The organism is Paraburkholderia phenazinium, from assembly GCF_900141745.1.
In the GTDB taxonomy this organism is placed as follows: domain Bacteria; phylum Pseudomonadota; class Gammaproteobacteria; order Burkholderiales; family Burkholderiaceae; genus Paraburkholderia; species Paraburkholderia phenazinium_B.
Map to the genome: position 1 here is coordinate 1,109,487 of NZ_FSRM01000002.1, position 16,887 is coordinate 1,126,373.

At 60.9% G+C, this 16,887-nt stretch carries 17 protein-coding genes; 12 read left to right on the forward strand and 5 right to left on the reverse strand.

What is annotated here, in order from left to right; genetic code table 11:
- The first annotated feature begins 13 nt into the window (after positions 1–13).
- From ehuD to BUS06_RS38585, 4 genes are all read left to right on the forward strand, one after another.
- A complete protein-coding gene (ehuD, locus tag BUS06_RS25095; protein ID WP_074267109.1) occupies positions 14–739 on the forward strand; it encodes an ectoine/hydroxyectoine ABC transporter permease subunit EhuD in 726 nt (241 codons plus the stop codon).
- Complete coding sequence (locus BUS06_RS25100) at positions 736–1,524, forward strand: amino acid ABC transporter ATP-binding protein (RefSeq protein ID WP_074267110.1); 789 nt, start codon at positions 736–738, stop codon at positions 1,522–1,524. Before ehuD ends, BUS06_RS25100 begins: the two co-directional genes overlap by 4 nt.
- Before the next feature lie 37 nt (positions 1,525–1,561).
- Positions 1,562–2,419, forward strand: a complete 858-nt coding sequence (locus tag BUS06_RS25105; protein WP_074267111.1) for a substrate-binding periplasmic protein — start codon at positions 1,562–1,564, stop codon at positions 2,417–2,419.
- 146 nt (positions 2,420–2,565) lie between these two features.
- Positions 2,566–2,688: a hypothetical protein gene (locus tag BUS06_RS38585; RefSeq protein ID WP_302050863.1), complete on the forward strand. Its 123-nt coding sequence runs from the start codon at positions 2,566–2,568 to the stop codon at positions 2,686–2,688.
- 105 nt (positions 2,689–2,793) lie between these two features.
- Here BUS06_RS38585 and BUS06_RS25110 read toward each other — a convergent pair whose 3' ends face one another.
- A complete protein-coding gene (locus BUS06_RS25110) occupies positions 2,794–5,115 on the reverse strand; it encodes an FdhF/YdeP family oxidoreductase (protein WP_074267112.1) in 2,322 nt (773 codons plus the stop codon).
- A gap of 172 nt (positions 5,116–5,287) precedes the next feature.
- Between BUS06_RS25110 and BUS06_RS25115 the strand changes: the two genes are divergently transcribed.
- The 3 genes from BUS06_RS25115 (at position 5,288) to BUS06_RS38590 (ending at position 7,268) form a co-directional block, all read left to right on the forward strand.
- The gene (locus BUS06_RS25115; RefSeq protein ID WP_074267113.1) at positions 5,288–6,703 is read left to right on the forward strand and encodes an aminotransferase-like domain-containing protein; all 1,416 of its coding nucleotides are present in this window, start codon (positions 5,288–5,290) and stop codon (positions 6,701–6,703) included.
- Between the two features lie 10 nt (positions 6,704–6,713).
- The gene (locus BUS06_RS25120) at positions 6,714–6,980 is read left to right on the forward strand and encodes a helix-turn-helix domain-containing protein (RefSeq protein WP_074267114.1); all 267 of its coding nucleotides are present in this window, start codon (positions 6,714–6,716) and stop codon (positions 6,978–6,980) included.
- Between the two features lie 153 nt (positions 6,981–7,133).
- Positions 7,134–7,268 carry a hypothetical protein gene (locus BUS06_RS38590; RefSeq protein WP_297351763.1) on the forward strand — a complete coding sequence of 45 codons (135 nt, stop codon included), beginning with the start codon at positions 7,134–7,136 and terminating at the stop codon, positions 7,266–7,268.
- A gap of 53 nt (positions 7,269–7,321) precedes the next feature.
- On the opposite strand, the gene BUS06_RS25125 is transcribed toward BUS06_RS38590, so the two are convergent.
- Together BUS06_RS25125 and BUS06_RS25130 are read right to left on the reverse strand one after the other, a co-directional pair.
- Positions 7,322–7,591: a hypothetical protein gene (locus BUS06_RS25125; protein ID WP_074267115.1), complete on the reverse strand. Its 270-nt coding sequence runs from the start codon at positions 7,589–7,591 to the stop codon at positions 7,322–7,324.
- A 258-nt stretch (positions 7,592–7,849) separates the two neighbouring features.
- Entirely contained in the window at positions 7,850–8,773 is a 924-nt protein-coding gene (locus tag BUS06_RS25130; protein WP_074267116.1) for a LysR family transcriptional regulator, read from the reverse strand.
- 151 nt (positions 8,774–8,924) lie between these two features.
- Here BUS06_RS25130 and BUS06_RS25135 point away from each other — a divergent pair, with 151 nt between their 5' ends.
- The 3 genes from BUS06_RS25135 (at position 8,925) to BUS06_RS25145 (ending at position 12,762) form a co-directional block, all read left to right on the forward strand.
- A complete protein-coding gene (locus tag BUS06_RS25135; RefSeq protein ID WP_074267117.1) occupies positions 8,925–10,265 on the forward strand; it encodes an MFS transporter in 1,341 nt (446 codons plus the stop codon).
- A gap of 22 nt (positions 10,266–10,287) precedes the next feature.
- Complete coding sequence (locus tag BUS06_RS25140; protein WP_074267118.1) at positions 10,288–11,463, forward strand: L-rhamnonate dehydratase; 1,176 nt, start codon at positions 10,288–10,290, stop codon at positions 11,461–11,463.
- Positions 11,464–11,727: 264 nt separating this feature from the next.
- A complete protein-coding gene (locus BUS06_RS25145) occupies positions 11,728–12,762 on the forward strand; it encodes a GNAT family N-acetyltransferase (protein WP_074267119.1) in 1,035 nt (344 codons plus the stop codon).
- A gap of 84 nt (positions 12,763–12,846) precedes the next feature.
- On the opposite strand, the gene BUS06_RS25150 is transcribed toward BUS06_RS25145, so the two are convergent.
- Positions 12,847–14,031, reverse strand: a complete 1,185-nt coding sequence (locus BUS06_RS25150; RefSeq protein ID WP_074267120.1) for a glycosyltransferase family 4 protein — start codon at positions 14,029–14,031, stop codon at positions 12,847–12,849.
- 460 nt (positions 14,032–14,491) lie between these two features.
- On the opposite strand from BUS06_RS25150, the gene BUS06_RS25155 reads away from it, so the two are divergent.
- Both BUS06_RS25155 and BUS06_RS25160 read left to right on the forward strand, forming a co-directional pair.
- A complete protein-coding gene (locus tag BUS06_RS25155; protein WP_074267121.1) occupies positions 14,492–15,262 on the forward strand; it encodes a transporter substrate-binding domain-containing protein in 771 nt (256 codons plus the stop codon).
- Positions 15,263–15,345: 83 nt separating this feature from the next.
- Positions 15,346–16,461 (forward strand): succinylglutamate desuccinylase/aspartoacylase family protein, encoded by a 1,116-nt coding sequence (locus tag BUS06_RS25160; RefSeq protein WP_074267122.1) that lies wholly within the window; start codon positions 15,346–15,348, stop codon positions 16,459–16,461.
- A 57-nt stretch (positions 16,462–16,518) separates the two neighbouring features.
- On the opposite strand, the gene BUS06_RS25165 is transcribed toward BUS06_RS25160, so the two are convergent.
- Entirely contained in the window at positions 16,519–16,785 is a 267-nt protein-coding gene (locus BUS06_RS25165) for a cupin domain-containing protein (RefSeq protein WP_074267123.1), read from the reverse strand.
- Positions 16,786–16,887 lie beyond the last annotated feature (102 nt).

Sequence of the window (16,887 nt, forward strand, 5' to 3'; positions counted from 1 at the left end):
ACGAAGGAACCTCATGCTGACAGAATTTCTTGCCCTGTTCGACTTGCACGGCGTGAGCGACTACCTGCCCGCGTTGCTAAAAGGCGCCGCCACCAGTCTGGCGCTGACTGTTTGCATCACGTTGATCAGCTTGCCACTCGGACTGCTGATCGCACTCGCCAAACTTGGCCGCTCGCGGCTGCTGCGGTGGTGTGCTTCGATCTATATCGAAGTGATTCGCGGAACGCCCGCGCTGCTGCAACTTTTCTATATCTACTTCGTTCTGCCGTCGTTCGGTATTCGCTTCGATCCGTTCGTGGCCGGAGTCATCGGGCTGTCGATCAACTATTCGGCTTATCTGGCCGAGGTGTATCGCGCCGGCATCGCTGCGGTTCCGCGTGGCCAGATCGAAGCCGCCAAAGCGCTCGGCATGTCGCGCCGCAAGATGCTGCGTCTGATCGTGCTACCTCAGGCCATCCGCGTGGTGATTCCGCCGCTCGGCAACTACGGCATTTCGCTGTTCAAGGACACCTCGCTGGTATCGATTGTCACCGTCAAGGAATTGATCTTTACGGGGCAAATCATTTCGTCGACGAATTTCCAGTACGCCACGGTGTTCACCATCATTGGCGCGATTTATCTGGCGTTCTCTTACCCCAGCGCGCTGGCGGTGCGCTGGCTCGAACGGCGCATGAATGTCGGTAACAAGGCGAAGCCCATAGATCATGGCGCTCCTGATGCCACGGTGGGTACGCCATGATCCGTCTTGACGGTGTGAACAAGCGCTTCGGCGACCACCATGCGCTGAAGGACGTATCGCTTAGCGTCGCGAAGGGTGAGGTGCTGTGTGTCGTCGGACCGTCGGGGTCGGGCAAGTCGACGATGCTCCGCTGCATCAACCATCTGGAAACCGTCGACAGCGGCACGATCTATTTCGATGAAGCACCCGTTTACCAAGGCCTCAGGAACGGCCGCCCTCATGCCGATAGCGACAGGGAGATTGAAGCGATTCGGGCCAAGGTCGGCATGGTGTTTCAATCGTTCAATCTGTTCTCGCATCTGAGCGTGATCGAAAATATTACGGTTGCGCCCGTTCATGTACTGGGTCGTTCGTTATCCGATGCAACGCAAGCCGCCTATGCGTTGCTGGACAAGGTCGGCCTGCGGGCGAAAGCGAACGACTATCCGCACGAGTTGAGCGGTGGCCAGCAGCAACGCGTGGCGATTGCGCGTGCGCTCGCCATGCAGCCTGAAGTCATGTTGTTCGATGAAGTCACGTCCGCTCTCGATCCCGAACTGGTGGGCGAGGTCTTGCGCGTGATGCGCACGCTTGCCGACGAAGGCATGACGATGGTCGTCGTCACTCATGAAATGGGGTTCGCGCGTGAGGTAGCCGACCGGATCGTCTTCATGGCCGATGGACGGATCGTTGAAGAGGGGCACCCCGCGGCGTTCTTTGCGGCGCCTCAGCAAGCACGCACCCGGGATTTTCTGCGTTCGTTGTGGGAACGGAACCGGCAGCTTGTCGGAACAGCCAGCCTGTAGCACTCCAAACTTAAGACCAACGATTCAGGAGTTTTCCATGAGAGTGGCGACGCTGATGCTTGCATCTATCGTGACAGGCTTGCTGTCTGTCTCCACAGTCTGGGCCGCCGATGAAGCCGCGACCAGCAGCGCGCGTTTCGATGGCGGCGACGGCTCTTACCGGCGTGCCGTCGAGAATGGCATTACCCTGGTTATTGCAGCCGACCCCCCGTCGACGTTCCAGGACAACAAGACCAATAGCTTCGACGGTGCGGACGTGCGCATCTTCCGCGAAATCACTAAACGCCTCGGGATCACCAAGGTGAACTGGGATATCGTGCCCTTCGACGCGCTGATTCCCACCTTGCTGTCCGGGCGGGGCGATGTGATCGTCGATAACCTGCATGAGACGGAAGCGCGTTTGCGCGTCGTGGCGTTCACGAGTCCGGCCTACTGGTACGGCTCGGGCATCGCAGTCGCGCGTGGCAATCCCCTGAAGATCCACAATTGGGCCGACTTCGCAGGCCATACTGTGGGCACGCTGCGCGGCGGCATCAACCACGAACTGCTCAGCCCGCGTACCGATCTGAAGGAAATGAAACTGTATGCGAGCAACGAGGCGGAATTCGCTGACCTGATGGCGGGACGCATCGACGTGGCGATGGAAGATGGCATCAAGATCTCACAGTTCCTTGAGGCGCATCCCACCGTCGCGATGGAGATGGTGCACGACTACCAGCCGCGTCCCAAGGAATATGGCTACGCTCGTTACACGCTGCGCAAGAACGATGTGGATCTGAACAATGCGGTCTCGCGTGCGCTCGATGAAATCCGCGCAGACGGCACGCTGGGAACGATCATCAGGCAGTTCGGCTATAGCGACCGCAATCTCTGGTACTTCCCGGTCAAGAACTGAACCGCAAGGGGGCGGCAATCCGCCGCCGCCCGTAAAAAACCGGCTATCCCGAACCAGGACGTACAATCACGCCTTCGCAAAACGTCCAGCTCTCGCCGGGCGCCGCGCGGCGTATGCCGTTCCTTGAATTGAAACCAGAAATATTCGTGACTTCTTCCTCAAACTCCTCGTTGTCCCGCTCGCGTAAATCGCTGACCATCATCCAGACGCTCGTCATCGTCGGCACGGCTGGACTGATCGGCTCCTTGCTGGTCAAACTGCTGGTCTAGTTTTGCCAAAGCACGAAGTGAAAAGGCAAAAGGCCGTTCCGACTCATATCGGAACGGCCTTTTCTTTTGCTTCAACCGGGAATCAGGCGGCGTTCGATCTCAGGCTCAGGCGGCCACCGCTTCCAGCTCTTCCACTGAAGCCGTGAGCAGCACCGGGATCGATTTCGACGTCGGCGTACCGGCCCCGTCTGCGACCGACGAAAGCGGCACCAGCGGATTCGTCTCCGGATAGTAAGCGCCGAGACAGCCGCGCGGGATGTCGTACTCGACGAGCAAAAAGCTGTCCGCCCGGCGCTCGATGCCGTCGTCCCACACGCTCGTAATGTCCACGCGCTGGCCGGCCACGAAGCCGAGCATCGCGAGGTCGTCCTTGTTGGCGAACAGCACGCGCCGCTGGCCGTAAACACCGCGATAGCGGTCGTCCAGACCGTAGATCGTGGTGTTGTACTGGTCGTGGGAACGGGTGGTCATCAGCGTCATCAGGCGCTCGCCGTGGCGGCTGCGGGCGCGGTGAATCGGCGTGTCGAAGGCAATCGCGTGCACGAGGAACTGCGCCTTCTTGCTAGGCGTGTTCCAGATCCGGTCGCGCGAGGCGACCCCGAGGTGGAAGCCACCAGGATGCTTGAGCCGCTCGTTGTAGTTCTCAAAGCCGTCGAACACCTTTTCGATGCCGTCGCGGATCAGCGCGTAGTCATTCATTTGCGCCAGCCAGTCGACCTTGCTGCTGCCGAGCGTCGCGTCCGCCATGCGCGCCACGATGGCGATTTCCGACAGCAGATTCGGCGAAGCCGGCTTGTTCATGCCGTACGAGATGTGCACCATGCTGAACGAATCTTCGACGCTCACGCCTTGTGCCACGCCGTTCTGCATGTCGATCTCGGTGCGGCCGAGCGTCGGCAGGATCAGCGCGTCGCGGCCGTGCACGAGGTGGCTGCGGTTCAGCTTGGTCGTGATATGCACGGTCAGGTCGCACGAACGCATGGCTTCCCACGTGCGCGGCGTATCCGGCGTCGCGATCGAGAAATTGCCGCCCAGGCCAATAAACACCTTCACCTTGCCGTCGAGCATTGCCTGAATCGAATTCACGACGTCGAGGCCGTGTTCGCGCGGCGGTTCGAAGTCATAGACCTTGCCGAGGCGGTCGAGGAACGCCTGGGTCGGACGCTCTTCAATCCCCACCGTGCGGTCGCCCTGAACGTTCGAGTGACCGCGCACCGGGCACAGACCGGCCCCGCGCTTGCCGATCATGCCGCGCATCATCATCAGGTTCGACAGGAGCTGGATCGTCGGTACTGAATTCTTGTGCTGAGTGAGGCCCATGCCCCAGGTGGAGATGACCGCTTTGCCCTTGACGTAGATGTCGGCGAGCTTGAGCACGTCCTCCATCGGCACGCCCGATTCGGCGACGATGGCGCCCCAGTCTTCCGCGCGCAGATCGTCGGCGAAGGCGTCGAAACCTACCGTATGTTCGGCGATAAACCCGACGTCCAGCACGCGTTCGCCGCCGCTCGCGAGCGCCGCGTCGTCCAGCTCGATCACGCGTTTGGCGACGCCCTTGATCAGCGCGAAGTCGCCGCCCACCTTCGGGCGAATGAACACCGAACTGATCTTGGTGCTGCCCATGGTCAGCATTTCGACCGGATGCTGCGGGCTGGCGAAGCGCTCGAGGCCGCGTTCCTTGATCGGGTTGATCGACACGATCGTCGCGCCGCGCTTGGCGCACTCGCGCAGCTCGCCGAGCATCCGCGGATGGTTGGTGGCCGGGTTCTGGCCGAAGATCAAAAGCGTGTCGCTGTGCTCCAGGTCGTCCATCGTGACCGTGCCCTTGCCGACGCCTACCGTGCCAGGCAAGCCGCGGCTCGTCGCTTCATGGCACATGTTCGAGCAGTCGGGGAAGTTGTTGGTGCCGTACATGCGCACGAACAACTGGTACAGAAAGGCGGCTTCGTTGCTGGCGCGCCCCGAGGTGTAGAAGGCGGCGCGGTCGGGATCGTCGAGGGCTTTCAGATGACGCGCGATCAGTTCGAACGCCGCATCCCATTCGATCGGCACATAGCGGTCGAGCAAGGCATCGTAGACCATCGGGTCGGTCAGGCGGCCGTGTTGTTCGAGTTCGTAGTCCGACTGCGCCATCAGTTCTTCGATGGTGTGCTGCTCGAAGAACTCCGGTGTCACGCGCTTGCTGGTGGCCTCGGCGGCTACCGCCTTGACGCCGTTTTCGCAAAATTCGAAGGTGGAGGCATGTTCGCGGTCCGGCCACGCACAGCCCGGGCAATCGAAGCCGTTTGGCTGGTTCTGCTTGAACAGGGTCTTGTAGTTGACGCCGGCGACCCTTTCCTTGATGAGATTGATGGCGACGTACTTCAGGGCGCCCCAGCCGGCGGCGGGGTGGGTGTACGGTTCGATGCGCGCTTCGGGTTTTTTCATGACCTTGCTGCCGGTAACCAGGCGGATTTGCCGATAAACCGAAGCCTACTGTGTTCCGAAAAGTTGGCGGAACACAGAAAACGGGAAAGGGGAGGGATACAGTTTTCGGCGATTTGGCATAAACTGCGGTCATTTCCTTTGCCACGCGCCGCCCGCCCGGCCGCCTCGTCCCTTGAAGCTCTACGAAAAACTCGCCGATGAAATCGGTGCGGCCGTACGCCGCGGCGTGTTCGCCGCCGGCGAGCGGATCCCGTCCGTGCGCCAGGCGAGCCAGCAGCACGGCGTCAGCATCAAGACCGTGCTGCACGCCTACGCGTTGCTGGAAGGCCGCGGCCTGATCGAGACGCGCCCGCAGTCGGGCTACTTCGTGCGTGAGCTGGCAGTCCCGCCGCAGACCGTGCGCGACCACACGGCGGCACCGCCCGCGCCCGCCTCGGAGGTCGACGTGAGCCGGCTGGTGCTGTCGACCTTGCGCAGCATCCGTGCTCACGACGCTGTACCGCTCGGCTCGCCGTATCCTGATCCCACGCTGTTCCCCTGGCGGCGCATCAACCAGTACGCCAACGCGATTGCCCGGCGTCACGCGAGCTGGAACCTGATCGACGACCTGCCGCCCGGCAATCCCGAACTGATCCGCCAGATTGCGCGGCGCTACGCGGAAAACGGCGTGCCGGTGGATCCGAACGAGATCATCGTCACGCTCGGCGCGACCGAGGCGATCAACCTGAGCCTGCAGGCGGTGGCGAAGCCGGGCGATACGGTGGTTGTCGAGTCGCCGACTTACTACGCGATGCTGCACGCCATCGAGCGTCTCGGCATGCGCGCCATTGCGGTGACGACGCATCCAACCGACGGGGTCGACGTCGAGGTGCTGGCCGGCATTATCGACAAGCAGAAGATCGCGGCGTGCATGGTGATGCCGAATTTCCAGAATCCGCTTGGTTTTCAGATGCCGGATGAACGGAAGAAGCAGCTCCTCAACCTGCTCACGCAACACGATATCCCGGTGATCGAGAACGACGTCTACCAGGAGCTCTACTTCGGCGACGCGCGGCCTTCCACGCTCAAGCAGTACGACACCAAGGGACTGGTGTTGCACTGTGCTTCGTTTTCGAAGAGCCTGACTGCGTCATACCGGATCGGCTGGGCGATGCCGGGCCGTTACCGTGCGCAAGTGGAAAAGCTCAAATTCCTGAACACGTTGACGACGCCGTCGGTGCCGCAGGTGGCCGTGGCCGACTATTTGCGGCAGGATGGATACGACCGCCATTTGCGCCACGTGCGCAAGTTCTACCATCAGCAGGCTCGCTTGATGAGCGCGATGGTGCTGCGTTTCTTTCCGTCCGGTACGCGCGTTTCCGCGCCGCAGGGCGGCTACGTGCTGTGGGTGGAAATGCCGGAACGCGTCGATTCGATGCGGCTCTACCGGACCGCGCTCGCGCGTGGCATCACGGTCGGGCCAGGCTACATGTTTTCGACCCGCAACGATTTTCGCCACTTTATCCGGCTGAATTACAGCTATCCCTGGACTGCGCAGACGGAAGCGGCGCTCAGGACGCTGGGCGGCCTTGTTACAGAGATGGCCTGAGGGGGCTCCGATGAACGACGAAGTTGATCCGATGCTGGTAGCAATATTGATGCAGCTGTGGCGCGCGGAGCAGGAGACGCCCGGCCGCGACTGGTCGCTGGCGAAGCTCTCGAAGCAGGCAGGTGTGCCGATGAGTACGCTGCGGCGTCACCTGACGGCGCTGGCCGACGGCGGCATCGCCGAGACAACTTTGAACGAGGAAGGCACCGGCACCGCGCGATTGAGCGACGCGGGGCGGAGTTTGTGCGCTGATCTGTTCCGCGATCCGGCAGAGTGAGCGAACTGGCGTGCCGGCAGCGAGCTTTCAGGCAAGCGTGATATTCTGCAACTGGTTGTGTAGCTAATCATATGGGGGTCGTAAGCGCGTTCCCTACGCCCTCATGATTAGACACGGCAGAAACCAGAGCTCCGCCGTTGCGGCTATTTCATCATGAAGCGAATTGCAGCCTTTACTCTTGCCACCTGGTCGGCCGCGGCCATTCTTTACTTTGGCCAGCACTCTGTCGCGCTGATTGCGCTAAGCGGAGTGGTCGTGCTGGGCGGTTTCGACCTGCTGCGTCCTTAGCACGGCGGACACTCCGCACGCGCACGGGCCGTCACTTATCGCTGATTCGCCCTTCACTCGCCGCCACGCAATTTGACGGCGATTTCATGCCACTCGCGCACTCCGTCTTGCAGCTCGCTGCATAGTTGCGCGTCGACTTCGCCCAGTCGCTTCCATAGCTCGTTCAACTGCTTTTCCCGCAACTGGAATACCGCCGCAGCGGCCATTTTCCTGCTACCCCGCAAGCGTTTTTCGGCATCGAGGCATTCCAGGTAGAGTCGAGCCACTTCTGGATCTGCCAGATCGACCGGGCGCAGTTCGACACTGCTCAAGCGTACGTTCATGATTCCCTCTGATATTTTTTATCGCCGCAACTGACCAGCGAGAGGCTGGGTGAGCGGTCAATCGCGCCGTGACGAAGCGGCGTCGTTAGTGGTGCTAGGCAGTATGCAGGGTCCGTGCTTGACGTTGCAAGGGCAAATCCACCGATTCAACCGTCCTTGAAGACGCAAACGTTTTACTTCGTACGGTAGCGCGCATTTCGTCATGCGCGTCGCATCTCGTCGCTTGTGATGTTCTCATTTCATTAAGCCACCCGCAGCTTAAGCCGTGCGAATTGCGTCGATCACGAGTTGCGTCGCGGGACGGATCCGGCGGTTCTTCCTGAGGATCAGCCCATAGGGGGCGAGGCGGCCGCGCAGCGGTGTGGCGAGTGCGGCCATGGTCCCCAGATCGACGTAGTACTGCGCTACGGAAGTGGGCAGCACCGCCAGCATGTCGGAGTCGAGCAGGAGTGACAGCGTGGTCAGGATCGACGAAGTCTCCACCGTGCTGATGGGAGGCGCCACGCGCGACTCGCGAAAGGTCTGGTCGATGATCTGCCGCATCGGACTGGGATGCGGCTGCACAATCCAGGGGTATTTCGCCAGTTCGTTGAGCTTCGGACGAACCGTTGCGTGCGCAACCGGATGATCAGGCCGCGCGACGATCGACAAGGCCTCTTCACCCAAGGTTTCGAAACTCAGGTCGAGCGCAGGAAAGCCATCGGGGATGCGCCCAAGCATGATGTCCAGCTGGTCCTGCTGCAGCGCCTGCACGAGTACGTCACTGGTATCGATCTGCACCGAGATCTGCAGGCGCGGATGCGCAGCCTTCAGCGCAACGATGGCGTGTGTCAGTAGTTCGGGTGCCGGCGCCATCACTGCACCGATGCGCACCTTGCCGATATCGCCCGCCTCGATTGCCGCCAGCTCGTCGCGCAATTCATCGAGGTCTTCGAACACGACCCGCGCGTAGCGCATCACCGCTTCGCCGAAGATGGTCGGCTCCATGCCGCGCGCGTGCCGCACGAACAGCGAGACGCCAATGGTGTCTTCGAGCTCTTTGAGCGCCTTGGTGGCGGCGGGCTGCGTCATCGCAAGCTCATCGGCCGCGCGACGAAGCGACTCCGTTTCCGAGAGCGCCACCATCAGTTGCAGGTGACGCAGGCGCAGCCGTTTGCGAATGGTCGAGGCAGGCGCAATCATGCGAGCGATAACTCCAGGGAATAGGCCGATTCGATTAATTCACTAGTCAGTTATCGCATAGTTTCGCACACTAGCGAAGCTTAGGCGCTACTGGAGGCGTCCGCGCAATGACTGCGTGCGGCGCACAAAACAAGACTCAGGAGACGAATCAATGAACGCGACAAGCGGCGTGGCGCTCGAGAGCGCCATCGTGAAGGCACGCACGAGACTGCTGCCTTTCCTCGTGCTGATGTACATATTGGCTTTTATCGATCGCGCCAACGTCGGCTTTGCGAAGAACGTGCTGCAGGCCGACACGGGCCTGAGCGATGCGGCGTTCGCCTTCGGCGCCGGCATCTTCTTCATCGGCTATGCCGTGTTCGAAGTGCCCAGCAACCTGTTGATGTACCGGCTCGGTGCGCGTGTCTGGATGAGCCGCATCATGGTCACCTGGGGGCTTGTCTCGGCGTGTACCGCACTGGTCCACGACGCATCGAGCTTCTACGCATTGCGGGTCCTGCTCGGTATCGCTGAGGCAGGCTTCTTCCCCGGCATCATCCTGTTTCTGTCCAGCTGGTTTCCGGCAAACACGCGCTCGCAAACCATGGGCGTGTTCTATTTCGGTTTCCCGCTTGCCATGCTGTTTGGCAGTCCGGTATCGGGCGTGTTGCTCGATATCTCCAACCCGTTCGGCTTGCATCCTTGGCAGTGGCTGTTCGTGGTGGAGGGTATCGCTGCTTCCGCGGTCGGCGTGATCGCATTCTTCTATCTGACCGACCGTCCCGCCGATGCCCGCTGGCTCGATACCCCGCAACGCGATGCATTGGTTGCTGCCTTGCGTGTGGAGGACGAGCATAAACGCGCACATGGTCCCGCCTCTGTGCTGGCGGCACTGCGCGATCCACGCGTGCTGTTTCTCAGCCTCATTTACTTCGCTGTCCAGATGAGCGTGTACGGCGTGGTCTTCTACCTGCCCACCCGCATCGCCGGCCTGACTGGTGGCCACGTCGGCACGAAGGTCGGCTTGCTGACCGCCATCCCGTGGATCGCGGCGATTGTTGGCACCTTTATCGTTACGCGCACAGCGGACCGCCATGGCCATCATCGTAACTGGGCCGCGGCGATGCTCACGCTCGCGGCGCTCGGCATTGCCGCCTCCGCGGTGACCTCATCGGTCGTACTCGCGATTGCCGCGTTTTGCGTCGCGGCAATCGGTTTCGTCGCCGTGCAGCCGCTTTTCTGGACTTTGCCGACGGGCTACCTCGGTGGCGCGGCTGCCGCGGGCGGAATCGCACTCATCAATTCGATTGGCAATCTGGGCGGCTTCGTCGCGCCGAATCTCAAGGCTTTTGCCGAGCGCCTTGTAGGCTCGCCGCAGGCCGGCATGCTTTCGCTGGCGGTGGTCGGCCTGATTGGCGCCGCGTTGCTGCAGTGGTTCAAATCCACCTCGCCGGAGACCGTTCGCCTGCCTCAAGAATCCACCGCATCGCTTGGCAAACGGCCGAGCCACTAATCTTTCCAAGGAACTGACGTTTATGAAGATCAAACACATCCGCACCCGCGTCTTTGAATGGAAAGGCAAGGTCGTGCCGCCGCAAGCGCATTTCTGCACCAACGCGGTCGATATTCTCTTCGAGCGTGGCGATGCGATGGGCTCGTTCCGTTTTCACGGCTGGCTGGTGGTGGAAGTGGAGACCGACGACGGCATCGTTGGTATCGGCAACTGCGCGCTCGCGCCGCACGTGGCCAAGCAGATTATCGACGAACATCTCGCCCCGATCGCGCTCGGCGAAGACCCGTTCGACAACGAATACGTCTGGCAGAAGATGTACCGCCGTACGCTAGCCTGGGGCCGCAAGGGCATCGGCATGGCGGCGATCTCGGCGATCGATATCGCGCTGTGGGACATCATGGGCAAAGCAGTCAACAAGCCGGTGTTCAAACTGCTCGGTGGGCGCACCAAAGAGAAGATCTGGTGCTACGCCTCCAAGCTTTATAACAACGACGACCGTGATGCTTTCCTCGGCGAAGCAAAGGGCTATCTCGAGCAGGGCTTCACTGCGATGAAGATGCGCTTCGGCTACGGTCCCAAGGACGGCCCGAAGGGTATGGCGAAAAATATCGAGCAGTTGCGTCTGTTGCGCGAACTCGCGGGCGATGAGATCGACATCATGGTGGAGTGCTACATGGGCTGGACGCTCGAATACGCGCGCCGCATGCTGCCGCGTCTCGCCGAATTTAATCCACGCTGGATCGAGGAACCGGTGATTGGCGACGACGTCGAGGGATATCAGGAACTGAAGAAGATGAACATCATTCCCGTCTCGGGCGGCGAGCATGAGTTCACGATCTACGGCTTCAAGGACCTGCTCGAAAGGCGCGCAGTGGATGTGATCCAGTACGACACGAATCGCGTCGGCGGCATTACCGCTGCGCGCAAGATCAACGCGATGGCCGAAGCGTGGTCCGTGCCTGTGATCCCACACGCGGGGCAAATGCACAACTATCACCTGACGATGTCCACGACGGCGAGCCCGATGTCGGAGTTCTTTCCGGTGTTCGATGTGGAAGTGGGCAATGAACTGTTCTACTACATTTTCGAAGGTGAGCCGCAGCCGGAAAATGGCTTTCTGCAACTATCCGACGAAACGCCTGGGCTTGGCATTACGCTAAGCGACAAGTATCTGCAGGACTTCGATATCATCGGATAAGCGTAGAAATCGGCCTCACACCGGTAACCCTTTCGACCTAAGTGGGCTATCGAGCAGAACACTTTTCCGAGACCTGCCTTTCTCCATACGAGTCCACTGTTTTTACTCGATTTTGGCGTGAAAGTACTACCAAAGTGCGAATAGACTCGCCGTAGTCGGCTCGAACCGCGCGCATTCGTCTGAGCGAAGCAATGCGTCTCGCGGCTTGGGGGGAAAGGCAAACTGTATCAACGGGGATCGGGCCCGGAACCATGTGAGTTGCCGATGACAACCGTACGAGACTCAGCGGTGCCTCTTGAACGCGTGATACGCAGCACCCCCGTGGTGCCGTCTGTCACCGCGTCGGCGCGCTCAGTCGAAGCATCGGTTGCTAAATCCATTTTCCACGAACCCTGGTGGCTCGATATCGCGACCGGCGGTAACTGGAGCACGGTGAAAGTCGTGCGCCGCAACGAGGTGCTCGGCGAATTGCCTTACTATCCGACCCGCATGGGGGTGTGGCGGATTTCGCATCTTCCGCCGCTCACGCGGACGCTGGGTCCGGTCATCAAACCCATGGGCCTCGACCGCACGCACGAGCAGCATCACCGGCTGAGCGTCACCTCGGAGCTGATCGATCAACTGCCGCATTTCGACAGCTTCTTCCAGTTGTTCGATCCACGCACTGAAGATGCGCTGGCGTTCGCCTTACGCGGATTTACCGTCTCGGCGCGCTACACGTTTCAGATCGCGCCGGATTGCACGGTGCCCGAGACCTGGGCTCGTCTGCATGGCAAAACCCGCAATGTCATCCGGAGTGCAGAGCGAAATCTCACGGTCGCGCCCATCGCGACGCCTAGTGAATTCCTGCAGTTCTACGAAGCAAATCTGCTTGAACGTTCGCGTACGAATGCCTACGGATCGACCGTGATGCGGCAACTGGTCAACGCGTTCGTCGCTCGCAAGGCGGGTCATCTGCTGGGGGCTTATGGCCCGGGTGGGCGGCTGGTTGCAGCTATCGGTCTGGTGTGGGACCAGCATTCGATGTATTACCTGCTCTCGTCGCGTGCCCTTGGCGCGCACGGCGGGTCGATCAGCCTGCTGATCTGGATGGCGATCCAGCATGCGCTCGAGCGCAAGCTGACGTTCGATTTCGATGGATTTTCCAGCCCCGCCACCTTCAACTTCCTGGATGGCTTCGGTGGAGAGCTGAAGCAACGGCTTGGGGTGGAACGGCTGAGTACGATGTATTCGGTCGCGCGAATTCTCAAGCGCCGCATTGCGCCGGGTTCGGCGGCTGTGTTCGCGCCTAATCTTTGAGTGTCGCGCTGTTCGTCTAGTGGCTTCGTTGCGTGCGTGACAAGCCACGCAACGAACGGCGATCCAGTGCCCCTGTTCGCGTTCCTAGGCCGCTTCCTGCGTGCGGCTCGCCGGGCCGATCATCGCTTCTGCCAGTTCGATGGTATTCGACGCGAACAGCGCCGGCGTCCAGCGCTTCGCTGATGCCAACGCGTTGGCGGAGAAGCGTTCGCGCAACTCGCTGTTCGTGCCCAGTTGCATGATCTTTGCCGCTAGCGCCGATTCGTCATCCGGCTCGACGATAAAGCCGTTGACGCCGTCCTGCACCAGTTCGTTCGCCACACCGCAAGCGTGTGTGACGATGGCCGGGGTGCCCGCTGCAAAGGCCTCGTTGATACACAAGCCCCACTGGTCGAACTTGCTGGCGAGCACGACGAAATCCGCCAGTGCGTAGAGCCCCGGCATATGGGGATTCGGCACGGAACTCAGAATGAGCACATGTTTGGCCAAGCCGAGCCGGTCGATCTGCTCCAGCAGTTGCGCCTTGCATGGACCTTGCCCCACCAGCACGAGAGAGATGCCGCGCAGATGCAGTCCCGCGTGAAAGAATGCGCCAATCAGCAGATCGATATTCTTGCGCGCCACAAAGCGGCTGACGCACAGCACGTAGCGCGGCGGCAGCGTAAAGCGTGCGCGAATCTCGTCTGCCGCCGAAGCGGCCTCGCGGGCCATTCTGGAAAAGTACTCCACGTCGATCACGTCGAAGCCCACGCGCGAGCGTTCCATTGGGATACCCAACGATTCCGCGTAGACACGGTGTTTTTCACCAGCGACAAGGGCCGCGTCGAACCTCGACACCAGCAGACGCTTCGCACGTTCCTTGATGGTGTAGCGTTTGCCGTCGTCGGCTTTCGAGTCCGACATATAGATCAGCGAGAAACGGCGCGTCAGTGCTTTGAGCACGCACAGCACGATCGAATAGTTCGTGTTGTAGCCCAATGTGACGACGACGTCCGGAGCAAACTTGCGGAAGACCGCCAGCAACTCGGCCGCCACGCGGAAGGTATGACCATCGCCTTCGCCCGCGTCCTTGATCAACGTAACGCAGTTCGCAGGATGGGTATTGAAGAAGGCCGCGCGGCGATCCTGAGGGAAGCCGTACACGCCGGATTTGCCGAATACCTCGACGAGAAATACTTCGTGGCCGCGGCTGTTGGCAAGACGGAGAAGCGCTTGATACCGGGGCACATGGTAGTCACCCAGATTGCCGACGACGAATAGGACTCGCATGGAAGGGCTAACGGATCGGGATAAGGTTGGCAGGATGCTCATGGCGCAAGCATGTCACTTGTCTCCTTGACCGATTGAGGCGATCGGAGTGTTTTGCGACTACGTTGCCGGTTAAGCGTAGTGTCCTTGTGGGCATCCTAACCTGCTGGCGGCCTTGCCCAAAGAGTTGTCCGGGGACGGCGAGGGTTTGGCGGACAAGTCAGAGTGGCGGACCCCATTTCTCGACGGGACGCTTACGGATCGCGCCCATTCGCCGCTATCCCGCCCGCGCACGGGTAGTGCGGGACGAGACAGGTAAGATCTGGCGCCATGGGTGATCGCTAAATGTGATCGCGATAGCCCCGGAGGGCTTCTTTGACACGCCAACGAGGGTTAGCATGACGCCTGCCAGACGCCGCGCGGTCCAGCCGCACGCCATCCGCTCCTTTCCGACATGCTCTCCGCACCGGACCGCCTCGCCATGAAGACCCCGTTGATGATCCTGACCGCCGCGCTGACTTTCAGCAGCGGTGCGTTTGCTGTTGATAGCGCCACGTTGCGCCTTGGCATTGACCCGAGCTATCCGCCAATGGACTCCAAGGCGCCGGACGGCAGCGTGAAAGGCTTCGACGTCGACCTCGGCAATGAAATCTGCCGGCGCATCCATGCCAGATGCGAGTGGGTGGAACTGGAGTTCTCCGGAATGATCCCTGCGCTGCAGGCGCGCAAGATCGACGCGATCATGTCGTCGATGGCGATTACCGAAAAGCGCCAGCAGCAGATCCTGTTCTCGTCGAAACTGTTCCAGTTCAAGTCGCATCTCATTGCGAAGCAAGGCTCAGGATTGAGCGACGCGCCGGCGTCGCTGGCGGGCAAGCAGATCGGCGTGCAGTCGGGTACGCAGTTCGAAACCTATGCGCAAACCCACTGGGCGCCCCATGGCGTGGGCGTGGTAGCGTATAAGAGTCAGGACGAGGTCTTTGCGGACCTGGTGAATGGCCGCCTTGACGGCGCCCTTCTGGGTACGGTGGAAGCGGATCAAGGCTTTCTGCGTACACCGGCCGGCAAGGGCTTCGCGTTTGTCGGCGCACCGCTGTCGATGGGCGACCATGGCACAGGCATCGGTCTGCGCAAGGACGAAACAGCCCTGCAGGCGTCGATCAATGACGCGATCGCTTCGATGTTGAAGGACGGCACGTATGCGAAGATTGCGCACAAGTACTTCGACTTCGATCCGTACGGCAGCGATTGAGCATCGATCGCTGCGCTCGCGCCGCTGCACAGACATAGAACAGTCATAGATAACGTTGGTCTCTCCGCATTCGCTATACGCTCATGAAGAAACAATCGATCCCTCTGCTGTCCGCCGCCATTGGCACTCATCGTGAACTGGTGAGCTTTCACTTTGGACCCGAGGACAGTGGTCAGAAAATCTACATACAGTCGACCCTGCACGCGGACGAAACACCCGCGATGCTGACGACGGTCCTGTTGAAGCGGCGTCTGCTCGAACTGGAAGCGCAGGGCGCGCTGGCTGCGGAGATCGTAGTGGTGCCGGTGGCGAACCCCGTCGGGCTCGGCCAATACGTGTTGGGCCAGTTTCTCGGCCGCTTCGATCTGGCCAGCGGCAGGAACTTCAACCGCAATTTCCTGATGTTCCCGCGTCTGCTTGAACGCGCCAAGGAGTCGCTCGGGGCGGACCCGGTGGCGAACATCCAGATCGTTCGGCAACTGATGAACGCGGAGCTGAACGAGCAAAAACCGCTGACTGAGTTCGAATCGCTGCAAGTGGCGCTGCAAAAGCTTTCGTTCGATGCGGATGTCGTGATCGATCTACATTGCTCGCTGGAAGCCGTGATGCATCTGTACACGAGCGAGGTGGGTTGGCCCGATTTCGAGCCGCTTTCGCGCTATCTCGGCGCACGCGCTTCGCTGCTCGCCACGGACTCGGGCGCTGCAGCGTTTGACGAGATGTATAGCCTGCTGTGGTGGCAACTGCAGCAGAAGCTGCCGGCGCATCAACCGGTCGGCACCGGCACGGTTGCGGTGACGGTGGAATGCCGCGGACAACGGGACGTCTCGTACGCAGTGGCGCAGCAGGATGCCGATGCGCTGGTCGATTACCTGATGTGGCGTAAGGCGATTCGCGGCGAGCCGAAGGCGCTGCCCGAACTGCTCGCGCCTGCCACGCCGCTCGCGGGCAGCGAGCAGTTCTATGCACCGGTGAGCGGAATACTCGTGCACCGCGCGAATATCGGCGACAGCATTCGTGCGGGCGATCCGCTATTCGACATCATCGATCCGCTGACCGACGAGACGACCACCATCAGCAGCAAAACAGATGGCATTTTCTATATGCGTCGTGCGATCCGCTTCGTGACAGCGGGCGCGCCGCTGGGCCGCGTGACGGGAACGAAGCCGCTGCGCACCGGCGTGCTGCTGGGTGCGTGATTCGTCCGGGGAGCGGGGACGTTACCTAAGATGCGTTAACGCGTTACTCGATACGCGTTATTTGCGCCCTACCAGATACTGCACGCCAGCCGGCCCATAGCGCTCTGAATGCGCGATGTGCGCCGGCAGATGGAACACGTCGCCCACCTTGTAGAGCCGCTCTTCGTCTCCAACGCGCAGGCTGATTTCGCCTTCGAGAATCAGCGCTTTCGCTTCGAACGGATGCTCGTGCACATCGAGCGCGCCGCCGGGCTCGCGCGTCACGGTGACGAACTCCTTGAACCCCTCTTTTTCGAGGGTGCCGACAAAGGCTTCGCGTTCCATAAAACCTCCCTGGTGATATCAGCGGTGCTGCGCGCGGCCACACCGCTGAACGCGCCGGGCAACGACCGGCACACGCCGCCTAACAACAGCGACGCGTGCAAG